This window comes from Rheinheimera sp. F8 (genome assembly GCF_001518915.1).
On record NZ_CP013656.1, the window covers coordinates 4,168,323 to 4,187,859 of the forward strand.

Consider the following 19,537-nt stretch of genomic DNA (forward strand, 5'->3'; position numbering starts at 1 on the left):
CTGATGAGAAACAGCGGTTTAGATTATCTGAAGTTTGGTATGGCGCTGATGGTGATAGGGATCCATTGCGCCAGTATCGGTTACCACAGTGAGTTGTGGGGGGTGCTGACGGCACAGGGCTTGTTCCGGGTAGCCGTGCCGGTGTTTTTTATTATCAATGGCTACTACCTGTATGACAGCATCCGCAAAGGCCAGGCTACGGCCATAGTGTCGCAGCTGTTTATGCTGTTTACCTGCTGGCAACTGATCTATCTGTATTTTTATGCCGACCAGGCACTGACGCAGACCGATCAGTTTTTAACCACCTTACTGCTTGGTTATAACCATTTATGGTACCTGTCCGCGCTGGTGGTCTCGGTCATCGCCGTTTATTTCATCCGGCGCGGCAGTACCCGTCAGCTCAGTTATTGGGCGGTCAGTCTGTATCTGTTTGGCGTGTTGCTGCAGTACGGTACCAATTATCAGTGGCTGCCGATGGAAAATGGCTATCTGTATTTTCGCAGTGCGTTGTTTTTCGGTATTCCATTTGTACTGATTGGTTTTTTGCTGCGGCGCGAAGGCATCTCCCGCTTACCCGGCCGTTTTCCGCTGTTGTGGCTGCTGGGCGCACTGAGTTTATTGGTGATCGAGGCTGCACTGAATTATCAGCAACATCAGCAGGTGGTCGGGTACGACCTGCCACTCAGTGCCCTGCTGGCAGCGCCGGTGCTGTTCCTGTGGGCGCTGGGACTGCCATCCGTCAGTTCGGGCCGCTCCAGGCTGTATTCACAAATGGCCACCACTATTTATCTGATCCACCCCTGGTTTAACTATCTGCTGCACCTGCTGAATGTGCCACAGGGCTCGATCGGCAAATACGCCGGTTCCGTGCTTGGTTCGATGGCGGCTGCTTATTTATACCTGCTGTTTCAACAACTGCTCAGTAAATGGCAACGCGCCACCCTGAGTACAGACCGTGTCAGTTAACAACACAAGGTGATTATGGACCGTCGTATATTTTTGCAATCCGGCTTACATGCCGTACTGGCTGCCGCCACTCTGCCCTGGGCTGGCTGGGCTCTGGCCGCCCCGACCGAAGCAGCGTTATTACAACAGCGGCTGCAGCAACTGTTGGCGATACCAACACCTTATCTGCAGCAGCATCTGCCGCAGATTTGGCAAGATCTGACCGCGGCGGAACGCCAGACGCTGGCTGGTTTTTTAGTCGCGGCAGATCCGGCGGCGAACTGGTTAAAAGACGCCGGAGCCGGGCCATTGCTGAAGCAAATCAGCCGCGCTTTATATACCGGCAAACAGCTGCCGGGCCGGCCGGATGGCCGGTATGACCCGGACGGTGGTTATTGTCGCCAGCTGCTGCCAAAACTGTATAAAGCCCGGCTGACCTGCCACGGTCCGGTGAATTTCTGGCACAGCGTGGAAGGAGTGTCCTGATGTCGCAACAACCTTATGATGTCGTGATAGTCGGTTCTGGTGTCGCCGGCGCCATGACCGCCTGGAAAGCCGCCCGCAGCGGCCTGAAAGTGCTGATCCTCGAAGCCGGTCCGCGCCTGGAACGTCACCAGCTGGCCAGCCGCCACCGTGCTTCGTCACGCTGGGATTCGATGGCGCCCTATCCGGCCCAGCCGCATGCCCGTCAGGCCGATCCGATTGGCGATCCGGCCTATCTGACGTCAACGGCACAGTCTTACGACACCACATATATCCGCGCCGCCGGTGGTACCACCTGGCACTGGGGCTCAGCGTCGTGGCGCATCCCAGCCAAAGACTTCCGGCTACAACAACATTATGGTGTTGGGCGCGACTGGCCGATCAGCTATCACGATCTGGAAACCTATTACGCCGAAGCAGAACGCGAAATGGGCGTATCGGGCCGCGACATTCCGCATCTGGACCTGCCGCGCAGCAGTGCCTTCCCGATGCCACCGCCACAGTTTTCAGTGATGGATCAGGTGCTGGCCGGTCCGCTGAAGGCCATCGGCATGGAGCTGTTTCAGGAGCCGGTCGCACGCAACAGTCAGTTGTATGACAACAGGCCGCCGTGCTGTGGCAATAACAATTGTGTGCCGATCTGCCCCATTGGTGCGCAATACTGCGCCGATATGACATTAACCAAAGCGCTGCAAGCCGGTGCCGAAATTCGCTATAACGCGATCGTGCATCAGCTGCAGGATCAGTCCGACGGTCAGATCAACGGCCTGTTTTATCTCGATCCGGCCGGCCAGCGCCATCAGGTGCAAGCGCGTTGTTATGTACTGGCCGCCAATGCGATCGAAAGTTGCAAAATCCTGCTGATGTCGGTGAGCCAACACAGCCCGGCCGGTCTTGCCAACAGTTCAGGTCTGGTCGGCTGTAACCTGATGGACCACCCGCACATTTACGCCACCTTTGACTGCAGTTTTCCGGTGTACGCGGGGCGTGGTCCTATTGGTATCACCGGCATTACCCAGTTTATGGATGGCGATTTTCGCCGGCAGATGGGCGCAAAAAAGTTCTCGATCTTAAACGGCAACCAGCTCGAACCAGTCAGCGAAGCGCTAATTGACCAGGGCCTGACCGGTGAAGCACTGAACCAGGCGATCCGGCATCAGGCGGTCAGACGGTTCAGCTCTTATGTACAACATGAACAGTTGCCACATCCGGACAACCGCATCACGTTACATCCGACCGAAAAAGACGTGCTCGGCCTGCCGCTGCCGGTGGTGCACTGGCGGGTCGACGACTATGCCCGCAAAAGTTGTGAGCACAGTGCAGAACTATACCGGCAGATCGCTAAAGCCATAGGCGCTGAAGTCCAGATTGATATGCATATGGGCTCGGATGCGCACACGCTCGGTACCACCATCATGGGCACAGATCCGACCCAGTCGGTGGTGGACGCGCAGTGCCGCGCACATGACCATCCGAATCTGTACCTTAATGGCGGCACTGTGTTTGCCAGTGGATCCAGTGTTAATCCTACCCTGACGATAGCCGCACTGGCTTTGCGGCTGGCGGATCATCTGATTAACAGGCTCAACGCAGCATGAGTCGCCGCTGGCAGTCAGCCTTGCAGCGAATAGGCTTGCTGGCACTATGTAGCAGCGTGGCACCGGCTCAGGCGGAATCGGCAGCCGCAGCGGCATACCGGCAACAACTGCCGGCACTCAGCGCTTTGCCGTCGTTTCCCCAGCCTGGTGATCATGCGGCCTGGCTGGCACTGCGGCAGCGACTTGACCATGCGGCACGGCCCGCTGCGCTTGCACAAATACAGCGCAGTGGCGTGACGTTGGCTGAGCAGACTATCGGCGGTATAACAGTGCTGACCCTGACCCCGCCGCAGCTGTGTTACCGCCAGGTGCTGCTGTACCTGCATGGGGGTGCTTTTACGCTGGGCAGTGCCCACAGCAGCAGTGCACTGGCCGCCCGGGTCGCGCGGCGGCTGGGTATGCAGGTGCTGGTAGCGGATTATGCCAAAGCCCCGCAGCAGCAATGGCAGCGGATCCAACATTCTTTGTTGCAGCTGACCAGCGAGCTGAATACGTTGTATCCGCATGGATTGGTATATTTTGGCGATTCTGCCGGCGCAAACCTCGCGACAGTAATGGCCCTGCGCACGCAGCAGCCGCCGCAGGCGCTGCTGTTATGGTCGCCCTGGGCTGAACTTGGCAATACCGGTGACAGCCGGGACAGTCTGCGTGGCGACGATCCCTATTTCAGTTATCCACGTCACCTGGCCCGGGCGGCGGCGGCCTATGCCGCGCCGGCTGACTGGCAACATCCGTGGGTGTCACCAGTCTATGCACAATATTCAGCGCAGTTTCCGCCAACATTGATCCAAAGCGGCAGTCGTGAGCTGCTGCTCAGCGACAGTATCCGGTTATATCGCAGCATGGCGGACAACGGCGCTCCGGTGCAGCTGGATCTGTATGATGGCATGCTGCATGTCTTTGCCGCTGCGTTGCCGCAGGCGCCGGAAACACAGCTGTTGCTCAAACAAATGGCAGTTTTTCTGGCGCAAAAACTGCCGGTGCCGCCGGCACAACAAGGCCAGCACCAGCAGTGCCGCAACAGCGATTGACAACGCTGTCAGTGCAATGCTAAATAAGCTGTCATTTTCATTTTATAAGCAGAGCAGTCATGGCTAAACCCATCTCGTCGGTTGTAATTGTTGGCGGCGGCACCGCCGGCTGGATGGCAGCGATCAGCCTGGCCCGGATGACCAGAACAGAGCCTTTACAGATCACCTTAATCGAATCCAGCCGGATCGGCACCGTCGGCGTGGGCGAAGCGACTATTCCTGGCATCGTGCATTTTAATCATCAGGTTGGCCTGGAAGAAATTGCCTTTATTAAGGCAACACAGGCGAGCTTTAAACTCGGGATCCAGTTCGAAAACTGGTATCAGCAGGACAGCCGGTTTTTCCATCCATTTTCTGATTTTGGTCTGCCAATCGATCAGGTCGCTTTTCATCATTATCTGAACCGGCTGGCACTGGCTGGCCATCCGGTGAATTTTGAAGACTATTCTTTTGCCAGCGTGCTGGCGCGGCACGACAAATTTGCTCAGCCGCACCCGCAGCCCAGCTCGCCACTGGCCGATTTTAATTATGCCTATCACTTTGACGCCTCGTTATACGCGGCCTACCTGAAACAACATGCGATGGCCGCCGGCGTCAAACACCTGGATGCGGAGATCAGTCAGGTCGTGCTGCAGCCGACCACAGGTTTTATTGATCAGCTGGTGCTGGATAATGGCGAAACCCTCAGTGCCGAACTGTTTATCGACTGCTCCGGTTTTCGCAGTCTGTTACTCGGCGAAGCGCTGGGCGTCGGCTATCAAAGCTGGCAACAGTGGTTATTATGTGATGCGGCGCAGGCGGTCCAAACGGTCCGTACCGGTCCGATCCTGCCCTACACCCGTTCGATCGCGATGGATGCCGGCTGGCAGTGGCGCATCCCATTGCAACACCGGATGGGCAATGGACACATCTATGCCAGCGCTTTTTGCAGTGACGAATCCGCCCGGCAGACATTGCTGGATACGGTCGAAGGTGAAGTACTGAACAGCCCGCGCAAGCTAAGTTTTACGCCGGGCCGGCGCGACGTGATCTGGCACAAAAACTGTTTTGCCCTCGGTCTTGCCAGTGGTTTCCTGGAACCTCTGGAATCCACCAGCATCTCATTGGTGCAGACGGCGCTGGCCAAACTGCAGGCGTTTTTCCCGGATCAGGATTTTGCCCCTGCCGCGATTGCCGAAGTGAACCGGCTGCATAATGCCGAGCTGGAAAATATCCGTGATTTCCTGATCCTGCACTACAAACTGACTGACCGGCGCGATTCTGAATTCTGGCGTTACTGCGCCGCGATGCAGGTACCGGATACTCTGCAGCATAAAATGGACCTGTACCGCGAACGCGGTCATCTGGTGCAATATGATCAGGAATCGTTTAAAGGCGCCAGCTGGCTGGCGATGTACAACGGCTATCGGTTTCAGGCGCAGGGCTATGACCCAAGAGCCGGTCAGGTGCCGCTAGACCTGATGCAACAACGGCTAACTCAGCTCAAGCAATCGATCCAACAAGCCGCAGGTTCGGCCGTCAGTCATCAGGACTTTATCAGCCGCCACTGCGCCGCGACGCCGCTCTGAACCATCAGATGCAAGATTGCTGAACCCCTTGCGTTTTCAGGCGCCGGGGCTCAGTACGCCCTCACATCAGCTTTGGCGCCGCACAATATTGGCGAAGGAAATCGCCGTGTGACGGCTGTGTCTGCGCATAACGCAAAATACCTTGTTGGCCAGCCTGCAGGCTCTGCTGTAGTTTCTGCGCATTTAGCGCGTCAACGGTTGGGTTATACCGAGTCGGGAGCACGCCCATGCCGGTGAATACTGCATACCAGCTGGTCGGCTGGAACAACTCTTCGGCGCCCGGAATAATGCTGCCGCTGTGGCGGAAATAATCCAGTTTATAGCGCAGGCTGTCGGAGACCGGCATCTGCTGACACCAACGCCAGAACTCGGTGTCGCTGCGGTTGGTTTCGCAATAATGTAGTGCCAGAAAATCGCGGATCTCCTGATAATCGCTGTACACCCGGCGGTTAAATTCATTGCGCAGCGCGCTGTTGTCACCCCGGTCCGGGAACATCCGCACAAACAGCGCCAGCGTTTTTGACACTAAGTGAATGGCCGTCGATTCCAGCGGTTCGAGAAAACCCTGTGCCAGTCCGAGCGCCAAACAATTGCGTTGCCACGGTTGTTTGCGAATGCCGGTGACAAAAGGGATCACACGTGGCTCGATCAGCGGTGTCCCTTCAACTGTCTGCAACAACGTCTGTTTCGCCTGTTCGTCGCTGATAAAATCACTGCAATACACATACCCGTTACCAGCACGGTGTTGTAGTGGAATTTGCCAGGTCCAGCCGGCATCCTGCGCACGGGCGATGGTATAAGGCCTTGGATCTGCGACATTTTCAGTCTGTACCGTCACCGCTCTGTTGCAAGGCAGCATATAGGACCAGTCTTCGTAACCGGCTTTTAATGTCTGTTCAATCAACAAACCACGAAAGCCGGTGCAGTCGATAAAAAACTCGCCAGTTAATACCCGGCCATCATCCAGCAGCAATTCCTTGATATCGCCACAAGGATGCTGCTGCACCGCTGCGATTTTACCTTCGTGGCGCACCACGCCGAGGTTTTCTGCATACCGGCGTAAATATTGTCCGACCAATGCCGAATCCAGATGCAACGCGTATTGCGCCATCGCCAGCGGCGTATTGACAGCCTGATGTGGCAGGAAAAACTTATTGGCTTCGGCCAGCACCGCTTCAGGCGAATGAGACATCAGCGACGACGGATCGCCCATCGCCCGGCATTTTAACCAGCACTGATAAAAATCATGGCCATCGATTTGTTTGCCTAATACACCAAAGGGGTGAAAATAACCTTGTCCTTTAGTGTGCCAGTCTTCAAAACGAATGCCCCATTTAAAAGTGGCTTGGGTCGCTTTGATAAATTCAACCAAATCAATACCAAGGCTCTCCAACGTGGCGAGTAGTGGCGGAATCGTCGCTTCGCCGACACCGATAATACCGATCTCTGCTGATTCCACCAGCTCAATACGGACATTACTGCCAGCAAAGATCCGCGCCAGCGTTGCTGCGGCGATCCAGCCGGCGGTACCACCACCGGCGATGACAAATTTTTCAATCGGTTGTGCTGTCATTGTGTTCACTTGCTGGCCCCTGCTACTGCTTGCGGCATGCTCTGATAGCCACAGAAACGCCGTAAAAATTCCTGATGTTCCGGCACCGCCTGCACGGTCCGGCTGATGTAGTCACGCATCTGCTGTAACTGCGCTAATAACTGTTGTGGCGGCAAACTGTCGGCTCTGGCGTTAAAGGCGCCGGGTTTAACCCCCAGGCCGTCATACAACGCCAGCCAGCTGTCCGCACCAAAGATTTCCCACGGCAGCCGCGGCACCTCTGCATGATCCTGATAGGCCTGCATTTTGTCCGCCAGCTCGGGTGGCAATGTCATGGCCCGGCTTTGTCGCCACAACGGCGCATCATCGCGCTGATTCGCTTTGTAATGCAGGATAATAAAGTCACGGATCCGTTCGTATTCGAGCTTGGTGACTTCATTAAACCGATCGATATCGGTCTGATCATAAGCCGGCGTACTGAAGGTTTGCAGCAGCCGGTCAATTGAGGTTTCAATCAGGGCGATACTGGTCGATTCCAGCGGCTCGAGAAATCCGGACGCCAGCCCAAGCGCGACACAGTTTTTCACCCAGGCTTGCTTGCGCCGGCCCGGCGTAAAACGGAACTGGCGTGGGTTGTGCAGTGGCTGACCGCTGACATGCGACAACATAGTTGCAGTGGCTTCATCATCGCTGATGCAGGCACTGGCATAAACATACCCATTGCCATGGCGGTGCTGTAACGGAATTTGCCACTGCCAGCCGGCACTGTGGGCGGTTGCTTTAGTGCGTGCCACCGGCGCACCGCTGACTTCACTTTGTACCGCAATGGCCCGATCGCAGAACAACCATTGCGACCAGTTCTCGTAACCGCTTTGCAGTGCTTCTTCAATCAGCATGCCTTTAAAGCCGGTACAGTCGACAAAAAAGTCGCCCTTGACCACTTCCCCGCTTTGTAACACCAGCGCCTCAATACCATTGGCATTGGTCAGCACCTGGTCGATCATTGCATCAGTGCGCTCTACCCCGCGGGCCTCGCTGTATTCGCGCATCAACACCGCAAAGCGCGAGGCATCAAAATGCAGCGCCCAGTCAAAAATACTCAGCATCGATTGCGGCTGTGGCGCCGGTAAACAAAATTTGTTCTGCTGCGCCAGATTCACGCCGAGTGAATAAGCCGCCAGCGGCGTGGTGTCACCGAGCTGCTGCGCTTTGAGATAACAATGAATAAAAGGCACATCCTGCACCTGCTGGCCAAACAGACCAAACGGGTGGATAAAACTGCTGCCAACAGTGCGCCAGTTGCGAAATTCGATGCCAAGTTTACAGGTCGCTTTGGTCGCCGCGATTACTTGCGGATCGGTCAGGCCAAGCCTGGCGTAAAACCGGCGGATGCTGGGAATAGTCGATTCCCCCACCCCGACTGTACCCAGTTCCGACGATTCAATCAGCCGGATCTGTACCGGCTGAGCCCGGAATTGGGGCGTAGAAAAATGCTGACAAAGCGCCGCGGCGCACATCCAGCCGGCTGTGCCGCCACCGACAATCACAATGGTTCTTATTGTAGTTTTTTGCATGATTATTGTTGCTCTGTCTGCTGTGAATTTGCTGCACTTGCCAGTGCTACCTTATTGCAGTTTCTGCTGAAAAAAAACCGCCGCAGAGGCTGCGACGGTTTTATTTTTTAGCAATCAACTGCGCTTAGAACTTCACACGTACACCGGCAGTCCAGCGTGCTTCATACACGTTCTGGAAAGCTTTTTGGCTTTCGAATTCCAGATAAGTTTGCTGGAATTCTTCAGTGATGTTCGAACCGTTCACATAGAAGCTGGTCATGTCGTCGTAATCATATGACACGCTCAGATCTAACTGTGAATACGTGTCCTGATACAGTGACTGGCCGCCAACCGCATCTGAACCCTGAGTGATCAGACGTGGGCTGCGTGAGTTCCATGCCAGACGGGTTGAGAAACCACCCTGTTCATACCACACCACAAAGTTGTAAGTATCTTCTGACATGCCTGGGAATGGTAACTCTTTACCCAGTACATCTTTTTTGTCTTGTTTCGATTTGCTCAGCGTATAGTTCGCATCTAAACCGAAGTGCGACAGGAAGCTGCCTTCATCCAGCACGTCATTCAATGCCAGACGACCACCGATCTCCAGACCCGTCACGTTGCCGCCGTCACCCTGAACTTGTGTGGTGAATGGCCACGGACCCCGTTTCACACCGTCCAGATCCGGCTCATCAACCATGATTTCGCCGCTCTTCGTGAAGCTTTCGATGTCGATTTTGTAAGTCGACAGGTAAGCCATTGACGCGCTGCCCATGTAGTATTCTGCTGACAACGAGAAGTTGTCTGAACGCCATGGATTCAGGCTTGGGTTACCAGTCAGGTTGCCGTTACGTACGCGCAGACAGTTACAGCTGCCGTCGATGGTCATACCGACCGACTTACCGCCCCCCCAGACCATCAGGTCCAGCGGTTGCATGTTTTTCGAGAACGCACCACGCAGGATCACATCTTCTGCCGCTTCAACATTGACGTTCAATGATGGCAGGTAGTCCGTGTAGGTGCGGGTTGTCACTGCGTCACCGGCATCTGGTGCCAGGCCGCTGTGTGGTAAGTTCTGACCAGTCAGGTTTTGTTTGACGTACAGTTCGGTTTCAATCACTTTGATACCGAAGTTACCGCTGACAATACCTTGTTCGAAATTGGCTTGTGCGAAGTAGTTGAATTCATCCAGACCAACATCATAGCTGGCGCCAGCGTTTTCAACGCGCTTCACATTACCGAAGGTTTTTTCGTGGAATGCACGTGGGTCACGGAAGTTATTTGGATCAATCACCCAAACACCCGGAATACCCTGTACACCACCAAAGTTAGTCTGATAAGACACTGTGGTGTATTTATCCAGACGAGTTGGGCCTAACAGTGTGTATGGCATCCAGGTGCCCGCTTTGATCACCTGACCATCAAACACAGTATCAACTTTCAGTTTTTCACCCGCTGCAGCATTGCCTTCACAGCCTGCTGAGTTGATGTACTGATCCACCGCTTTCCACTGCGCGATATCACAGCCATTACCGAAATCTGATGTGTAAGTGAAGTCAGCACGGTCAACCGCACGTTCCAGTGCGCGGATACCGAAATCGACGCTCTTCACGAAGCCTTCCTGGAACTCATAGTTCCATTTGGTGCTGATAGTATTGATTTCACCATTGGTATCAGTGTTGCCTTCTGAAGAGAACGCACCGATGTGGTAAGAATTCAGATCTGCCATGTAGGCCGCAACACTACGTGCGCCAGCGCCACCATTAACGATTTGATCAAAACCACCGAATACCGGGTGTTTGCCTGACGCGTCATAAGTCAGCAGGAACTTGTTGTCTTCGATACCACCTGGTGAGAAACGGGCGAAACAGCCACCGTTCACGCCAACAATGGCTTCACCGTTTTTACAGTTAGCGCCTTGTGAGAACTGACCAGGGCCTGTCACCAGGGTGCCTTTGTCGATGCTCAGCATATCGCCTTCACCGTAACCGTGGCGCATGGTGTGTGATGCGTCAGCGCGCGTCACGCGGATGTCGCCTTTCAGCGGGCCGCCCTGATCGATTTTCAGTTGCAGGTTCAGGTTGCGTGATTTTTCTTCGTTGATATTCACCTGAGTGAATGACTGCATCCGCCATGGACGCAGCTGGAACGCATTGACAGCTTCCCACGCATTGCCATCTTTGTCCGTGAATTTGTCACCGGTACGACCATTGGCAGTTGGGAATGCATAGTCATTGAACGTGTACCAGCGGTTGTTTTGTGAGAAACCACTGCGGGCGTTAAAACGTTCCTGATCGGTATAGAAATAATCAGCGATCAGTTCAAAACCGCTGGCCACTTCAGCCTGGAAAGATGCCTGGAACGCGTTACGATCACGCTCTTCCTGCTTGTTAAAAGCGGCAAAACCTTGTGGTACAACGTGGCGGACTTTATCGCCGCGCGGGTTAGCACCCCAGGTATGGTTGTTGTTAGCTGCACCGATACCGCCATTTTCAGAGGTATCGAAATAACCGTTGTAGTCGGTCGCCAGATTGGCTTCTGAGGTCACGGCTGAAACCAGCACGCCCCATTTGTCTTCACGGAATGAAAACAGGCCGTTGACTGACGGATCAGTTTCTTTGCTGATAGAACCACGGGTGGCTTCAGCACCACCGGCAAAAGTGAAACCTTCTTCCATATCAAATGGACGACGGGTTCTTAAATCAATCGAACCTGAAATGCCTTTGGCGCTTTGTTTGGCTTCGCCAGATTTAAATACATCAACACCAGAGAACAGTTGTGATGGCAGATCACCGTAGTCGGCACGCGAAGAGTCAATCGTCGTCGCACTTAAAAATACTTCGCCATTTAGTGTGGTATCAATTTGTGGTAAGCCACGGATCGCCACCGGACCACCTTCACCTGCCACACGTTCAATCTGCACACCGGTGATCCGCTGCAGTGAATCTGCGATGGTGACGTCCGGTAACTTACCGATGTCTTGCGCCGTGATACCGTCTACCTGTGAAGTACCAAAACGTTTGGTGTTAATTGAAGCGGCAGTACTGGCACGGATACCGCGAACCTGGATCACTTCGATTTGTTGTTCTTTTTGTTGCGCGCCATCAGCCTGTGCCTGCTGAGCGAATACCGGCGCTGTAAACGCCACAGTACCAACCATCAGACCCAGTTTGACTGCTACGGCACATTTATTCATTTTATTGTGCGACATAAGCTTCTCCCATTCCTGTTTTTTTCTTCGTGTGCGATGAATTTTTTCTGTCCTGCAATGACAACGCTGTCATTAAATCTCAACATACACAAATTAAATTTACTTTGCAAACCCCATTCGCTGATTTTTTAGACTGATTTTGCCGTTCAGGACAATCGGCTGATCGTGGTTGATATTAGGACAAGACAGCGAGTTCATCCTTGTCTAGCCGCCAAATACATCTATAACAATATGTATTTATTGCACTTTTTTAATTGATAAATTTTATCTCCCGCCTGCTGCTCATTTTTTGTTAAATAAACAATTGCTGTTTTGGCCAAAACGTTGTATCCCTTAGTTCAATAATTCTTACAAAATGACTACCGCTGTCATTGCTGGCGTAAAGCGCCGGTTTTTCGGGCTGTTACCGCTATTGTAAACACCCGGCTGACAGCCTTTAATTTGCCTGGAAGCGCTATGAAAGTAACGATTAACGACGTCGCCGAACGGGCCGGAGTGTCCATCAAAACGGTGTCGCGGGTGATGAATAATGAGCCCTCGGTCAAAAAGACCACACTGGATAAAGTCACCGCAGCAATTGCTGAGCTGAATTATCAGCCGAACGCGGCCGCCCGCAACCTGGCCAGTACCCGCTCTTACAGCATTGGTTATATCTACGATAACCCGAACGCCTATTACATCATCGACATGCAAAAAGGTTTGCTCGATGCGTGCCGCAAGCATGGTTATGAACTGTTGATCCACCCAACCAATGCCAAGTCCGCCAATATTGTGCAGGAAGTGATTGATGTGGTGCAGCATGCGCGCCTGGCCGGTCTGGTGCTGACGCCGCCATTTTCCGAAATGCCGGAAATAGCCGAAGCGCTGGAACGGATTGAAGTGGATTTTGTCCGGATCATTTCCGGCTCTACACCGTCGCCGAAGCTGACTAATTGTGTGTTAGTCGACGACTTCACTGCCGCCTTTAAAATCACTAACCATTTGCTGGAACTGGGCCACACTGATATCGCGTTTTTATGCGGTGATGAAGAACACAGCTCCAGTGGCGAACGTCTGGCGGGCTTTCAGGCAGCACTGACGAAACGCGGTATTCAGGCCAATCCGAAATTTGTTTTACCGGGTAGCTACTCGTTTGAATCCGGCATCAAAGGCGCCAAGCACTTGTTAGGCCTGGCACATAAACCAACGGCGATCTTTGCCTGTAACGACGAAATCGCTGCCGGTGCGTTGTTTAGCGCCCGGCTGGCCAACGTGGCTATTCCAGAGCAGTTATCGATCGTTGGTTTTGAAAACAGCCCGTTCTCGCGCCAGACCTGGCCACCGCTGACCACCGCCAACCAGCCAAATAGTACTATCGCCTCGCAAGCGGCCGAATTGTTATTCCGCCACACCAGACCCGGCAATACCCGCAGTGCCGTTGAGCAACAACCGGTATTTATTCCGGAATTACTGGTGCGTGAATCCACCGCCATCTGCCCGCGCTGACAAACACTCACAACAAAAAAGGAGCCAACCGGCTCCTTTTTTATTACAACGACTTAGTCGTTAAGGCGCTACAGCCTGCATCATCAGTGCAGACAGATAACCACCATAAGTGCCCAGCGCATAACCTAATACGGCCAATAACACGCCCACCGGCGCTAATGACGGATGGAAAGCTGCAGCAACCACAGGGGCCGAAGCGGCGCCGCCGATATTGGCCTGACTGCCAACTGCCATGTAAAACACCGGCGCTTTCAGTAATTTCATCATGCCAAGTAACAAAGCGGCATGGATCGAGATCCAGACTAAACCAACGAGGAACATCACCGGATAATCGACGATGGCAGTCACATCCATATGCATACCAATAGTGGCGACCAGGATATACACCATCACCGAACCAACTTTAGACGCGCCTGTGGCTTCGAGGTGACGCAGCTTGGTACCGGATAACAGCAGACCAAAAGTCGTCGCCAGTACCACAATCCAGAAGAAGGTACTGGTCAGGCTATACATCGCCAGTTCTGGTGCGTGCTGTTCAATCCATGGTGCAATGATGTTGGCCAGCCAGTGCGACAGACCTGCCACACCAAAGCCAACAGCAATAATCATCATCAAATCATTGGTGGACGGATTGCGGGAGTTTTCTGCCTGATATTTCTCAATTTTGCCTTTTAAATGCTCCAGCGCGCGGGTATCAGCACCATTGGCTTTATCCAGGCGCGCTGCATTTGCTGCCATCCATAACAACACCGCAGTCCAGATATTGGCAACCAGCACATCGACCGTGATCATCACCGAGAAGATCTCGCCGCTTGGCTGAAACACTTCTTTCATCGCAGCCTGGTTGGCACTGCCGCCGATCCAGCTGCCGGCAATAGTCGACATGCCGCGCCAGGCCGCATCTGCACCCTCGCCACCCAGCTGCTCCGGGAAAAAATGGCCAACAGTCGCCAGCGCAATGGGCCCACCCAGCACGACGCCGACAGTACCGGTTAAGAACAATACTAATGCTTTAGGGCCTAAACCCAGAATGGCGCGAAAATCGACGCTCAGCGTCAGCAACACCAGACAGACTGGCAACAAATAACGCGAAGCCATCTGATACAGTTGCGAATGTTCGCCATCAATAATGCCAAAGCTGTTAAATAACGACGGAATGAAATAACACAGCAGTACCGAAGGTACATACCGGTAAAATTTTTGCCAAAACGGATTGGCACTATGGCTGGTATGAAATACAAATCCGAGGATCAGCGCCAACAAGCCGAGGACGACGGCGTCGTTGGTGATCATAGCGGTTGAAGTCTGCATGCAGAATTCCTTACGTGACAGGTCTACAGAATGAAGTGCAACTGAGCAGGACTTTTTCCGACTTAACGCGAAACAACGGCACAACACATTGTTATCAGCTGTTTTTTACGGTCTAAACTGCGAATGAAGCACGAGATAATTTTATTGTTATGCACCGAAACATAGCATAGATATAGGCTCTGGCAAAGACTTGTGCGGTTTTCTGACTGCTCAGCGCTATGAATGACCTTGTGTGAAGTTCTTCGCAATCTAGTCCCGTTGTGCCGCCATCGCCGGCTGCAGTTAACTGCATTGGTGTTGTTATTTTCACCAGCTGCTTTTCATCTGTGCACGCTATAGCACTAAAGTACCGTTTACCTGCCGTGCACAACCTTCTAGCCTGAAGATTGAATATCTGATGAAGTTCAGAACAGAATTTTTGCAAAAAGAGGCAGTTATGCGGGTTTTCATCACAGGTGGCAGCGGTGGTATCGGGTTTGCGGTGGCTTCAGCTTATGCCGCAGACGGACATGAAGTGATCCTGGCGGATATTAATCTGACGCTGGCACAGGAAAAAGCCGCGGAGCTGGTCGCAGCCGGCGGTATCGCCTCCGCCATGTTATTAGATTTAACGCAACAACAAAGTATCGAACAAGCGGCAGCAGCAGCCGGTGCTGTGGATATTCTGGTCAATAACGCCGGAATTCAGCATGTCGCCCGGCTTGAAGAATTTCCGGAACACAAATGGCAGCAGCTTTTACAAGTCATGCTGACTGGCCCGGCGATGCTGAGCAAAGCCCTGCTGCCCGGCATGCGCAGTCGTGGCTTTGGCCGCATTATTAATGTCGGTTCTATCCATGCGCTGATCGCGTCGCCGTTTAAATCCGCTTATGTCGCAGCAAAACATGGCTTGTTGGGTTTTAGCAAAGTCGTTGCGTTAGAGAATGCCGATTTTGATTTCACCATTAACACCATTTGCCCGGCTTATGTGCGCACGCCATTGGTTGACGCGCAAATTGCCGCGCAGTGCAAAGAGCATCAGCTCAGCGAAACGGAAGTGATTGAAAAAATCATGCTGGCGCCGATGCCGCAAAAAGCCTTTATCGGTGTTGATGAAATTGCCGCCACAGCAATGTTTTTGACCGCACCGGCCGCCCGGCATATCACCGCCCAAACACTGGTACTTGACGGCGGCTGGACGGCGCGTTAAGCCCAATCGTTACAGGGTAAACGGCCGGCGGATGCTTTGCGCCAGCAGGAACTTCAGGCACAATCAAAGGCTTCGCGGTGGAACCGGTAACATCTGAGATGATTCTGAGTCAGGGCAGTATTGGCATTGGCAGCATTGCCGCGCTGTCGCTGCTCTATTTATTGGTGTTATACAGCGTCGGTCGCCTGGGCCGGCGTTTTACCGGTAAACATCCATTGGCGCCTTGGGTGTTCAGTTTTGCGCTCGCCATTTACTGCACCAGCTGGGCTTTTTATGGCGTCACCGCGCAGGCCGCCGTCAATGGCTGGTGGATCCCCCCTACATATATCGGATCGTTGTTACTGTTCTGGTTTGGCTTTGGCCTGATCAGCCGCATTGCCATGGTCTGCCGCCGGCTGCGCATTACCTCAGTCGCCGACTTTATTGCCACGCGTTATGGCCACTCGCGCTTGCTTGCCGTGATCACCACGCTGATTGTATTAATGGCGGTGATCCCTTATATCGCGCTGCAGTTACAGGCGGTATCAACCAGTATCAACGCCTTGGTTGGCACCGATAAACTGATTGGCACTGGCAAAGCAACACTTTGGTATCAGGACACCGGCCTCTATGTCAGCCTGTGGTTAGCCGTTTTTGCCATGTTATTTGTTGGTCGCAGTGCCAAGGCCCACCAACCCAATCCGGGTCTGATGACCGCCATCGCCTTTGAGTCTCTGGTCAAACTACTGGCACTGTTGGCAGTCGGTTGTTTTGTTGTGTTTGGTTTGTTTGATGGCTTTGCCGATATTTTTGCCAAAGCGGCGCTGTCCAACGAGGTGGCCACGCTGCAAAGTCAGGGCGCACCGGTTTCGGTGTACTGGATCCATGTCTTGCTCGGTTTTGCCGCCACGTTATGCCTACCACGCCAGTTCCATGTCAGTTTTGTCGAAATTCAGCACCTGCGGCATCTGAAGCATGCGCGTTGGATCTTCCCGGGTTACCTGCTGCTGATGAGTCTGTTTACGCTGCCGGTGGCACTCGCCGGCACCTTATTGTTGGGCCATCATGCCAGTATCGATTTAGTCGTGCTGCAGCTGCCATTATTTGCCAATCGCACCGACATGGCGCTGCTGGCCTATCTTGGCGGTTTTTCTGCGGCCACCAGTATGGTGATCGTTGCCACTGTGGTGCTGGGCATCATGATCACCAACGACTTGCTGACACCGCTGATTTACCGGCAGCAACAAAAACCGGCCGATGGCAAACCCTGGATCCGGATGGTGACGCTGCGCCGGTTGTCGATGCTCAGTGTGTTAACGCTGGGCTATCTGTATTACCTGTTGATCGGCACAGAAACCGGCCTGGCTCAGCTCGGGCTGATGGCATTTGCTTTGATTGCCCAACTGGCGCCGGCGCTGATTTTAGGGCTCAGCAGCCGGCGGGTGAACCGTCAGGGTGCATTGGCTGGTTTACTCAGCGGTGCCGCGCTTTGGGCCTATATTCTGTTATTGCCCGAACTCAGCCGCGCCGGTCTGTTACGCTGGGACTGGCTCAGTCAGGGCCCTTTTGGCCTGTCGGCCCTGGCACCGAATGCGTTATTAGGCGGTCAGTTTGACCTGATCAGTCTCGGTGTCGTGGTCAGTCTCAGTGTCAATACGCTGATGTTGTTGCTGGTCAGCCAGCTCAGTCAGACCCGGCTGACTGAATATCTGGAAAGCGCACGTTTTTTCCGCCAGAGCAAACCGCAAGCCACGCAGCCGTCGCCGCCGCTGACGGTCCAGGATTGTTATTTACTGGTGCGTCGATTTGCCGGCGAACGCGAAGCACGGCTGCTATTACAACGCCACTTTAAAAGCACCACACCACAACTGGAAGCACGGGCACCGCAAAGTCTGCAACAAAGCGCCGAACGCACACTGGCCGCCGTCGTCGGTGGTGCGTCGATGCGATTGCTGCTGAATGCCGCCGGCAAAAACAGCCAGTTACCGCTGGAATCGGTGGCCCGCTTCGTCGACGAAGCCAGTCAGGTGTATTTGTTTAATCAGGCGCTGCTGCGCGCCACTATCGACAATATCAGCATGGGCATCAGTGTGGTGGACGCTGACCTGCGGCTGATTGCCTGGAACCAGCGTTATTTGCAGATGTTTGCTTATCCCGCTGGTTTGATTGAAGTCGGTCGGCCAGTGGCAGATTTGATCCGCTACAACGCTGAACGCGGTTGGTTTCACGATGCCGCCATGCCGGATGCGACGCAAATCAGCGCCGAGATCGAAAAACGGCTGAATTTCCTGCGTCAGGGCAGCAGTTATCGTTTTCAGCGCCGCCAGCGCGATGGCCGGGTATTTGAGATGCAGGGTCATCCGTTACCGGGCGGTGGTTTTGTCACGACTTACAGCGATGTCAGCTCTTTTATCGCCGTGCAGCAACAACTGGAAGCCAGTAACAGCACACTGGAACAACGCGTGATGAGCCGCACCTCAGAACTGGAACTGCTGAATCAGCAGCTGGCCACTGCCAAACAACAGCTGGAGGAACATACTGCCAGCAAAAACCGTTTTTTTGCCGCCGCCAGCCACGATTTATTACAGCCGTTTAATGCTGCCGCCTTGTTTTGTGGCCTAATCCGCGAAAAAAGCACCGACGCGCAGGTGCAGCAATTAGCCCGGGATCTGGCGGCGTCGCTCAATTCCGCCGAAGAACTGCTGGCCAGTATTCTGGAACTGACCAAACTCGATGCCGGCGTGATCAAAGCGCAAAAGGCACCGGCCAGTGTTGGCAGTCTGCTCGATCAAATCGCCCGGGAAGCTGGTTTATTATCTGCAGGTAAACCGATCCAGTTCCGCTACCGGCCAAGCCGGCTTTGGGTAGACACTGACAGCCGCTTATTGCGTCGCGTCGTGCAGAATCTGGTCGCCAACGCTTTACGCTACACCCCACAGGGCAAAATTCTGCTGGGCTGCCGGCGCACCCGGCTGCAGGGAGCACCAGCACTACGCATCGAGGTTTGGGATACCGGCATTGGCATCCGCCCGGATGAACAGCAACGGATCTTTTTGGAGTTTCAGCAAGGCAAACAGGCGGACAATCAGGGTTTAGGTATTGGCCTCGCCATCAGCCAGCGCATCAGTGATTTGCTGCAGCACCCGCTGACGCTGCGATCAGCGCCGGGTAAAGGCAGCTGTTTTGCCGTCACTTTGCCTTTGTGCACGGCTGCCGCGACGGCGGCTCCGGTGCTGGCGCCGCGGGAGCAACAAGTCAGTTTCAGCGGCAAAACGATTTTATTGCTCGATAACGACCCGCAGTTATCCGGCGCGGTGGCGGCACTACTCAGAAGCTGGGATTGTCAGGTGTTAGTCGCACAGCAGCCGGCACAGGCGCTGCATTGGCTCAGTGCCGGCCATCAGGTCGATTTATTGTTGTTTGATTATCATCTGGACCAGGGCGCGACCGGTGTCGAAGTGGCGATGCAGCTGCAGCAGCATTATGCACTGCAGGTGCCGGTGTTGATCCATTCGGCCGACCAGCAGCAACAAACGCGTGATCACGCACTGAATAACGGCTTCCACTTTATGCTGAAACCGTTAAAACCGGCCAATCTGAAACGGCTGCTACAACGCCTGCTGCGTTGATAA

Annotated in this window: 12 protein-coding genes; 8 read left to right on the forward strand and 4 right to left on the reverse strand. The window is 54.0% G+C overall.

Going from position 1 to position 19,537, the window contains the following annotated elements; translation table 11 throughout:
• Positions 1 to 3: 3 nt before the first annotated feature.
• Genes ATY27_RS18510 through ATY27_RS18530 form a run of 5 tightly spaced genes read left to right on the forward strand, consistent with a single transcriptional unit; the run spans position 4 to position 5,625 of the window.
• A complete protein-coding gene (locus ATY27_RS18510) occupies positions 4 to 966 on the forward strand; it encodes an acyltransferase (RefSeq protein WP_208932089.1) in 963 nt (320 codons plus the stop codon).
• A gap of 15 nt (positions 967 to 981) precedes the next feature.
• The gene (locus ATY27_RS18515) at positions 982 to 1,431 is read left to right on the forward strand and encodes a hypothetical protein (RefSeq protein ID WP_208932090.1); all 450 of its coding nucleotides are present in this window, start codon (positions 982 to 984) and stop codon (positions 1,429 to 1,431) included.
• Complete coding sequence (locus tag ATY27_RS18520) at positions 1,431 to 3,026, forward strand: GMC family oxidoreductase (RefSeq protein WP_208932091.1); 1,596 nt, start codon at positions 1,431 to 1,433, stop codon at positions 3,024 to 3,026. Before ATY27_RS18515 ends, ATY27_RS18520 begins: the two co-directional genes overlap by 1 nt.
• A complete protein-coding gene (locus tag ATY27_RS18525; RefSeq protein WP_208932092.1) occupies positions 3,023 to 4,057 on the forward strand; it encodes an alpha/beta hydrolase fold domain-containing protein in 1,035 nt (344 codons plus the stop codon). The genes ATY27_RS18520 and ATY27_RS18525 overlap by 4 nt, the downstream gene beginning before the upstream one ends.
• 59 nt (positions 4,058 to 4,116) lie before the next feature.
• Complete coding sequence (locus ATY27_RS18530; protein ID WP_208932093.1) at positions 4,117 to 5,625, forward strand: tryptophan halogenase family protein; 1,509 nt, start codon at positions 4,117 to 4,119, stop codon at positions 5,623 to 5,625.
• A 61-nt stretch (positions 5,626 to 5,686) separates the two neighbouring features.
• On the opposite strand, the gene ATY27_RS18535 is transcribed toward ATY27_RS18530, so the two are convergent.
• The 3 genes from ATY27_RS18535 to ATY27_RS18545 form a co-directional block, all read right to left on the reverse strand.
• Positions 5,687 to 7,198 (reverse strand): tryptophan halogenase family protein, encoded by a 1,512-nt coding sequence (locus tag ATY27_RS18535; protein ID WP_244151439.1) that lies wholly within the window; start codon positions 7,196 to 7,198, stop codon positions 5,687 to 5,689.
• A gap of 5 nt (positions 7,199 to 7,203) precedes the next feature.
• A complete protein-coding gene (locus tag ATY27_RS18540) occupies positions 7,204 to 8,751 on the reverse strand; it encodes a tryptophan halogenase family protein (protein ID WP_208932095.1) in 1,548 nt (515 codons plus the stop codon).
• Between the two features lie 124 nt (positions 8,752 to 8,875).
• Entirely contained in the window at positions 8,876 to 11,941 is a 3,066-nt protein-coding gene (locus ATY27_RS18545; protein WP_208932096.1) for a TonB-dependent receptor, read from the reverse strand.
• Between the two features lie 456 nt (positions 11,942 to 12,397).
• On the opposite strand from ATY27_RS18545, the gene ATY27_RS18550 reads away from it, so the two are divergent.
• Positions 12,398 to 13,426, forward strand: a complete 1,029-nt coding sequence (locus ATY27_RS18550; protein WP_208932097.1) for a LacI family DNA-binding transcriptional regulator — start codon at positions 12,398 to 12,400, stop codon at positions 13,424 to 13,426.
• A gap of 60 nt (positions 13,427 to 13,486) precedes the next feature.
• Here the strand turns inward: ATY27_RS18550 and ATY27_RS18555 are convergent, their stop codons facing one another.
• A complete protein-coding gene (locus tag ATY27_RS18555; protein ID WP_208932098.1) occupies positions 13,487 to 14,737 on the reverse strand; it encodes a DUF819 family protein in 1,251 nt (416 codons plus the stop codon).
• A gap of 436 nt (positions 14,738 to 15,173) precedes the next feature.
• Here ATY27_RS18555 and ATY27_RS18560 point away from each other — a divergent pair, with 436 nt between their 5' ends.
• The gene (locus ATY27_RS18560) at positions 15,174 to 15,926 is read left to right on the forward strand and encodes a 3-hydroxybutyrate dehydrogenase (protein WP_208932099.1); all 753 of its coding nucleotides are present in this window, start codon (positions 15,174 to 15,176) and stop codon (positions 15,924 to 15,926) included.
• A 77-nt stretch (positions 15,927 to 16,003) separates the two neighbouring features.
• Positions 16,004 to 19,534, forward strand: a complete 3,531-nt coding sequence (locus tag ATY27_RS18565) for a PAS domain-containing hybrid sensor histidine kinase/response regulator (protein WP_244151365.1) — start codon at positions 16,004 to 16,006, stop codon at positions 19,532 to 19,534.
• The last annotated feature ends 3 nt before the right edge of the window (positions 19,535 to 19,537 follow it).

Bases quoted from the DNA above. Each gene is read 5' to 3' on its own strand.
- ATY27_RS18510 (WP_208932089.1), top strand. From the start codon at position 4: ATGAGAAACAGCGGTTTAGATTATCTGAAGTTTGGTATGGCGCTGATG.
- ATY27_RS18515 (WP_208932090.1), top strand. From the start codon at position 982: ATGGACCGTCGTATATTTTTGCAATCCGGCTTACATGCCGTACTGGCT.
- ATY27_RS18520 (WP_208932091.1), top strand. From the start codon at position 1,431: ATGTCGCAACAACCTTATGATGTCGTGATAGTCGGTTCTGGTGTCGCC.
- ATY27_RS18525 (WP_208932092.1), top strand. From the start codon at position 3,023: ATGAGTCGCCGCTGGCAGTCAGCCTTGCAGCGAATAGGCTTGCTGGCA.
- ATY27_RS18530 (WP_208932093.1), top strand. From the start codon at position 4,117: ATGGCTAAACCCATCTCGTCGGTTGTAATTGTTGGCGGCGGCACCGCC.
- ATY27_RS18535 (WP_244151439.1), bottom strand. From the start codon at position 7,198: ATGACAGCACAACCGATTGAAAAATTTGTCATCGCCGGTGGTGGTACC.
- ATY27_RS18540 (WP_208932095.1), bottom strand. From the start codon at position 8,751: ATGCAAAAAACTACAATAAGAACCATTGTGATTGTCGGTGGCGGCACA.
- ATY27_RS18545 (WP_208932096.1), bottom strand. From the start codon at position 11,941: ATGTCGCACAATAAAATGAATAAATGTGCCGTAGCAGTCAAACTGGGT.
- ATY27_RS18550 (WP_208932097.1), top strand. From the start codon at position 12,398: ATGAAAGTAACGATTAACGACGTCGCCGAACGGGCCGGAGTGTCCATC.
- ATY27_RS18555 (WP_208932098.1), bottom strand. From the start codon at position 14,737: ATGCAGACTTCAACCGCTATGATCACCAACGACGCCGTCGTCCTCGGC.
- ATY27_RS18560 (WP_208932099.1), top strand. From the start codon at position 15,174: ATGCGGGTTTTCATCACAGGTGGCAGCGGTGGTATCGGGTTTGCGGTG.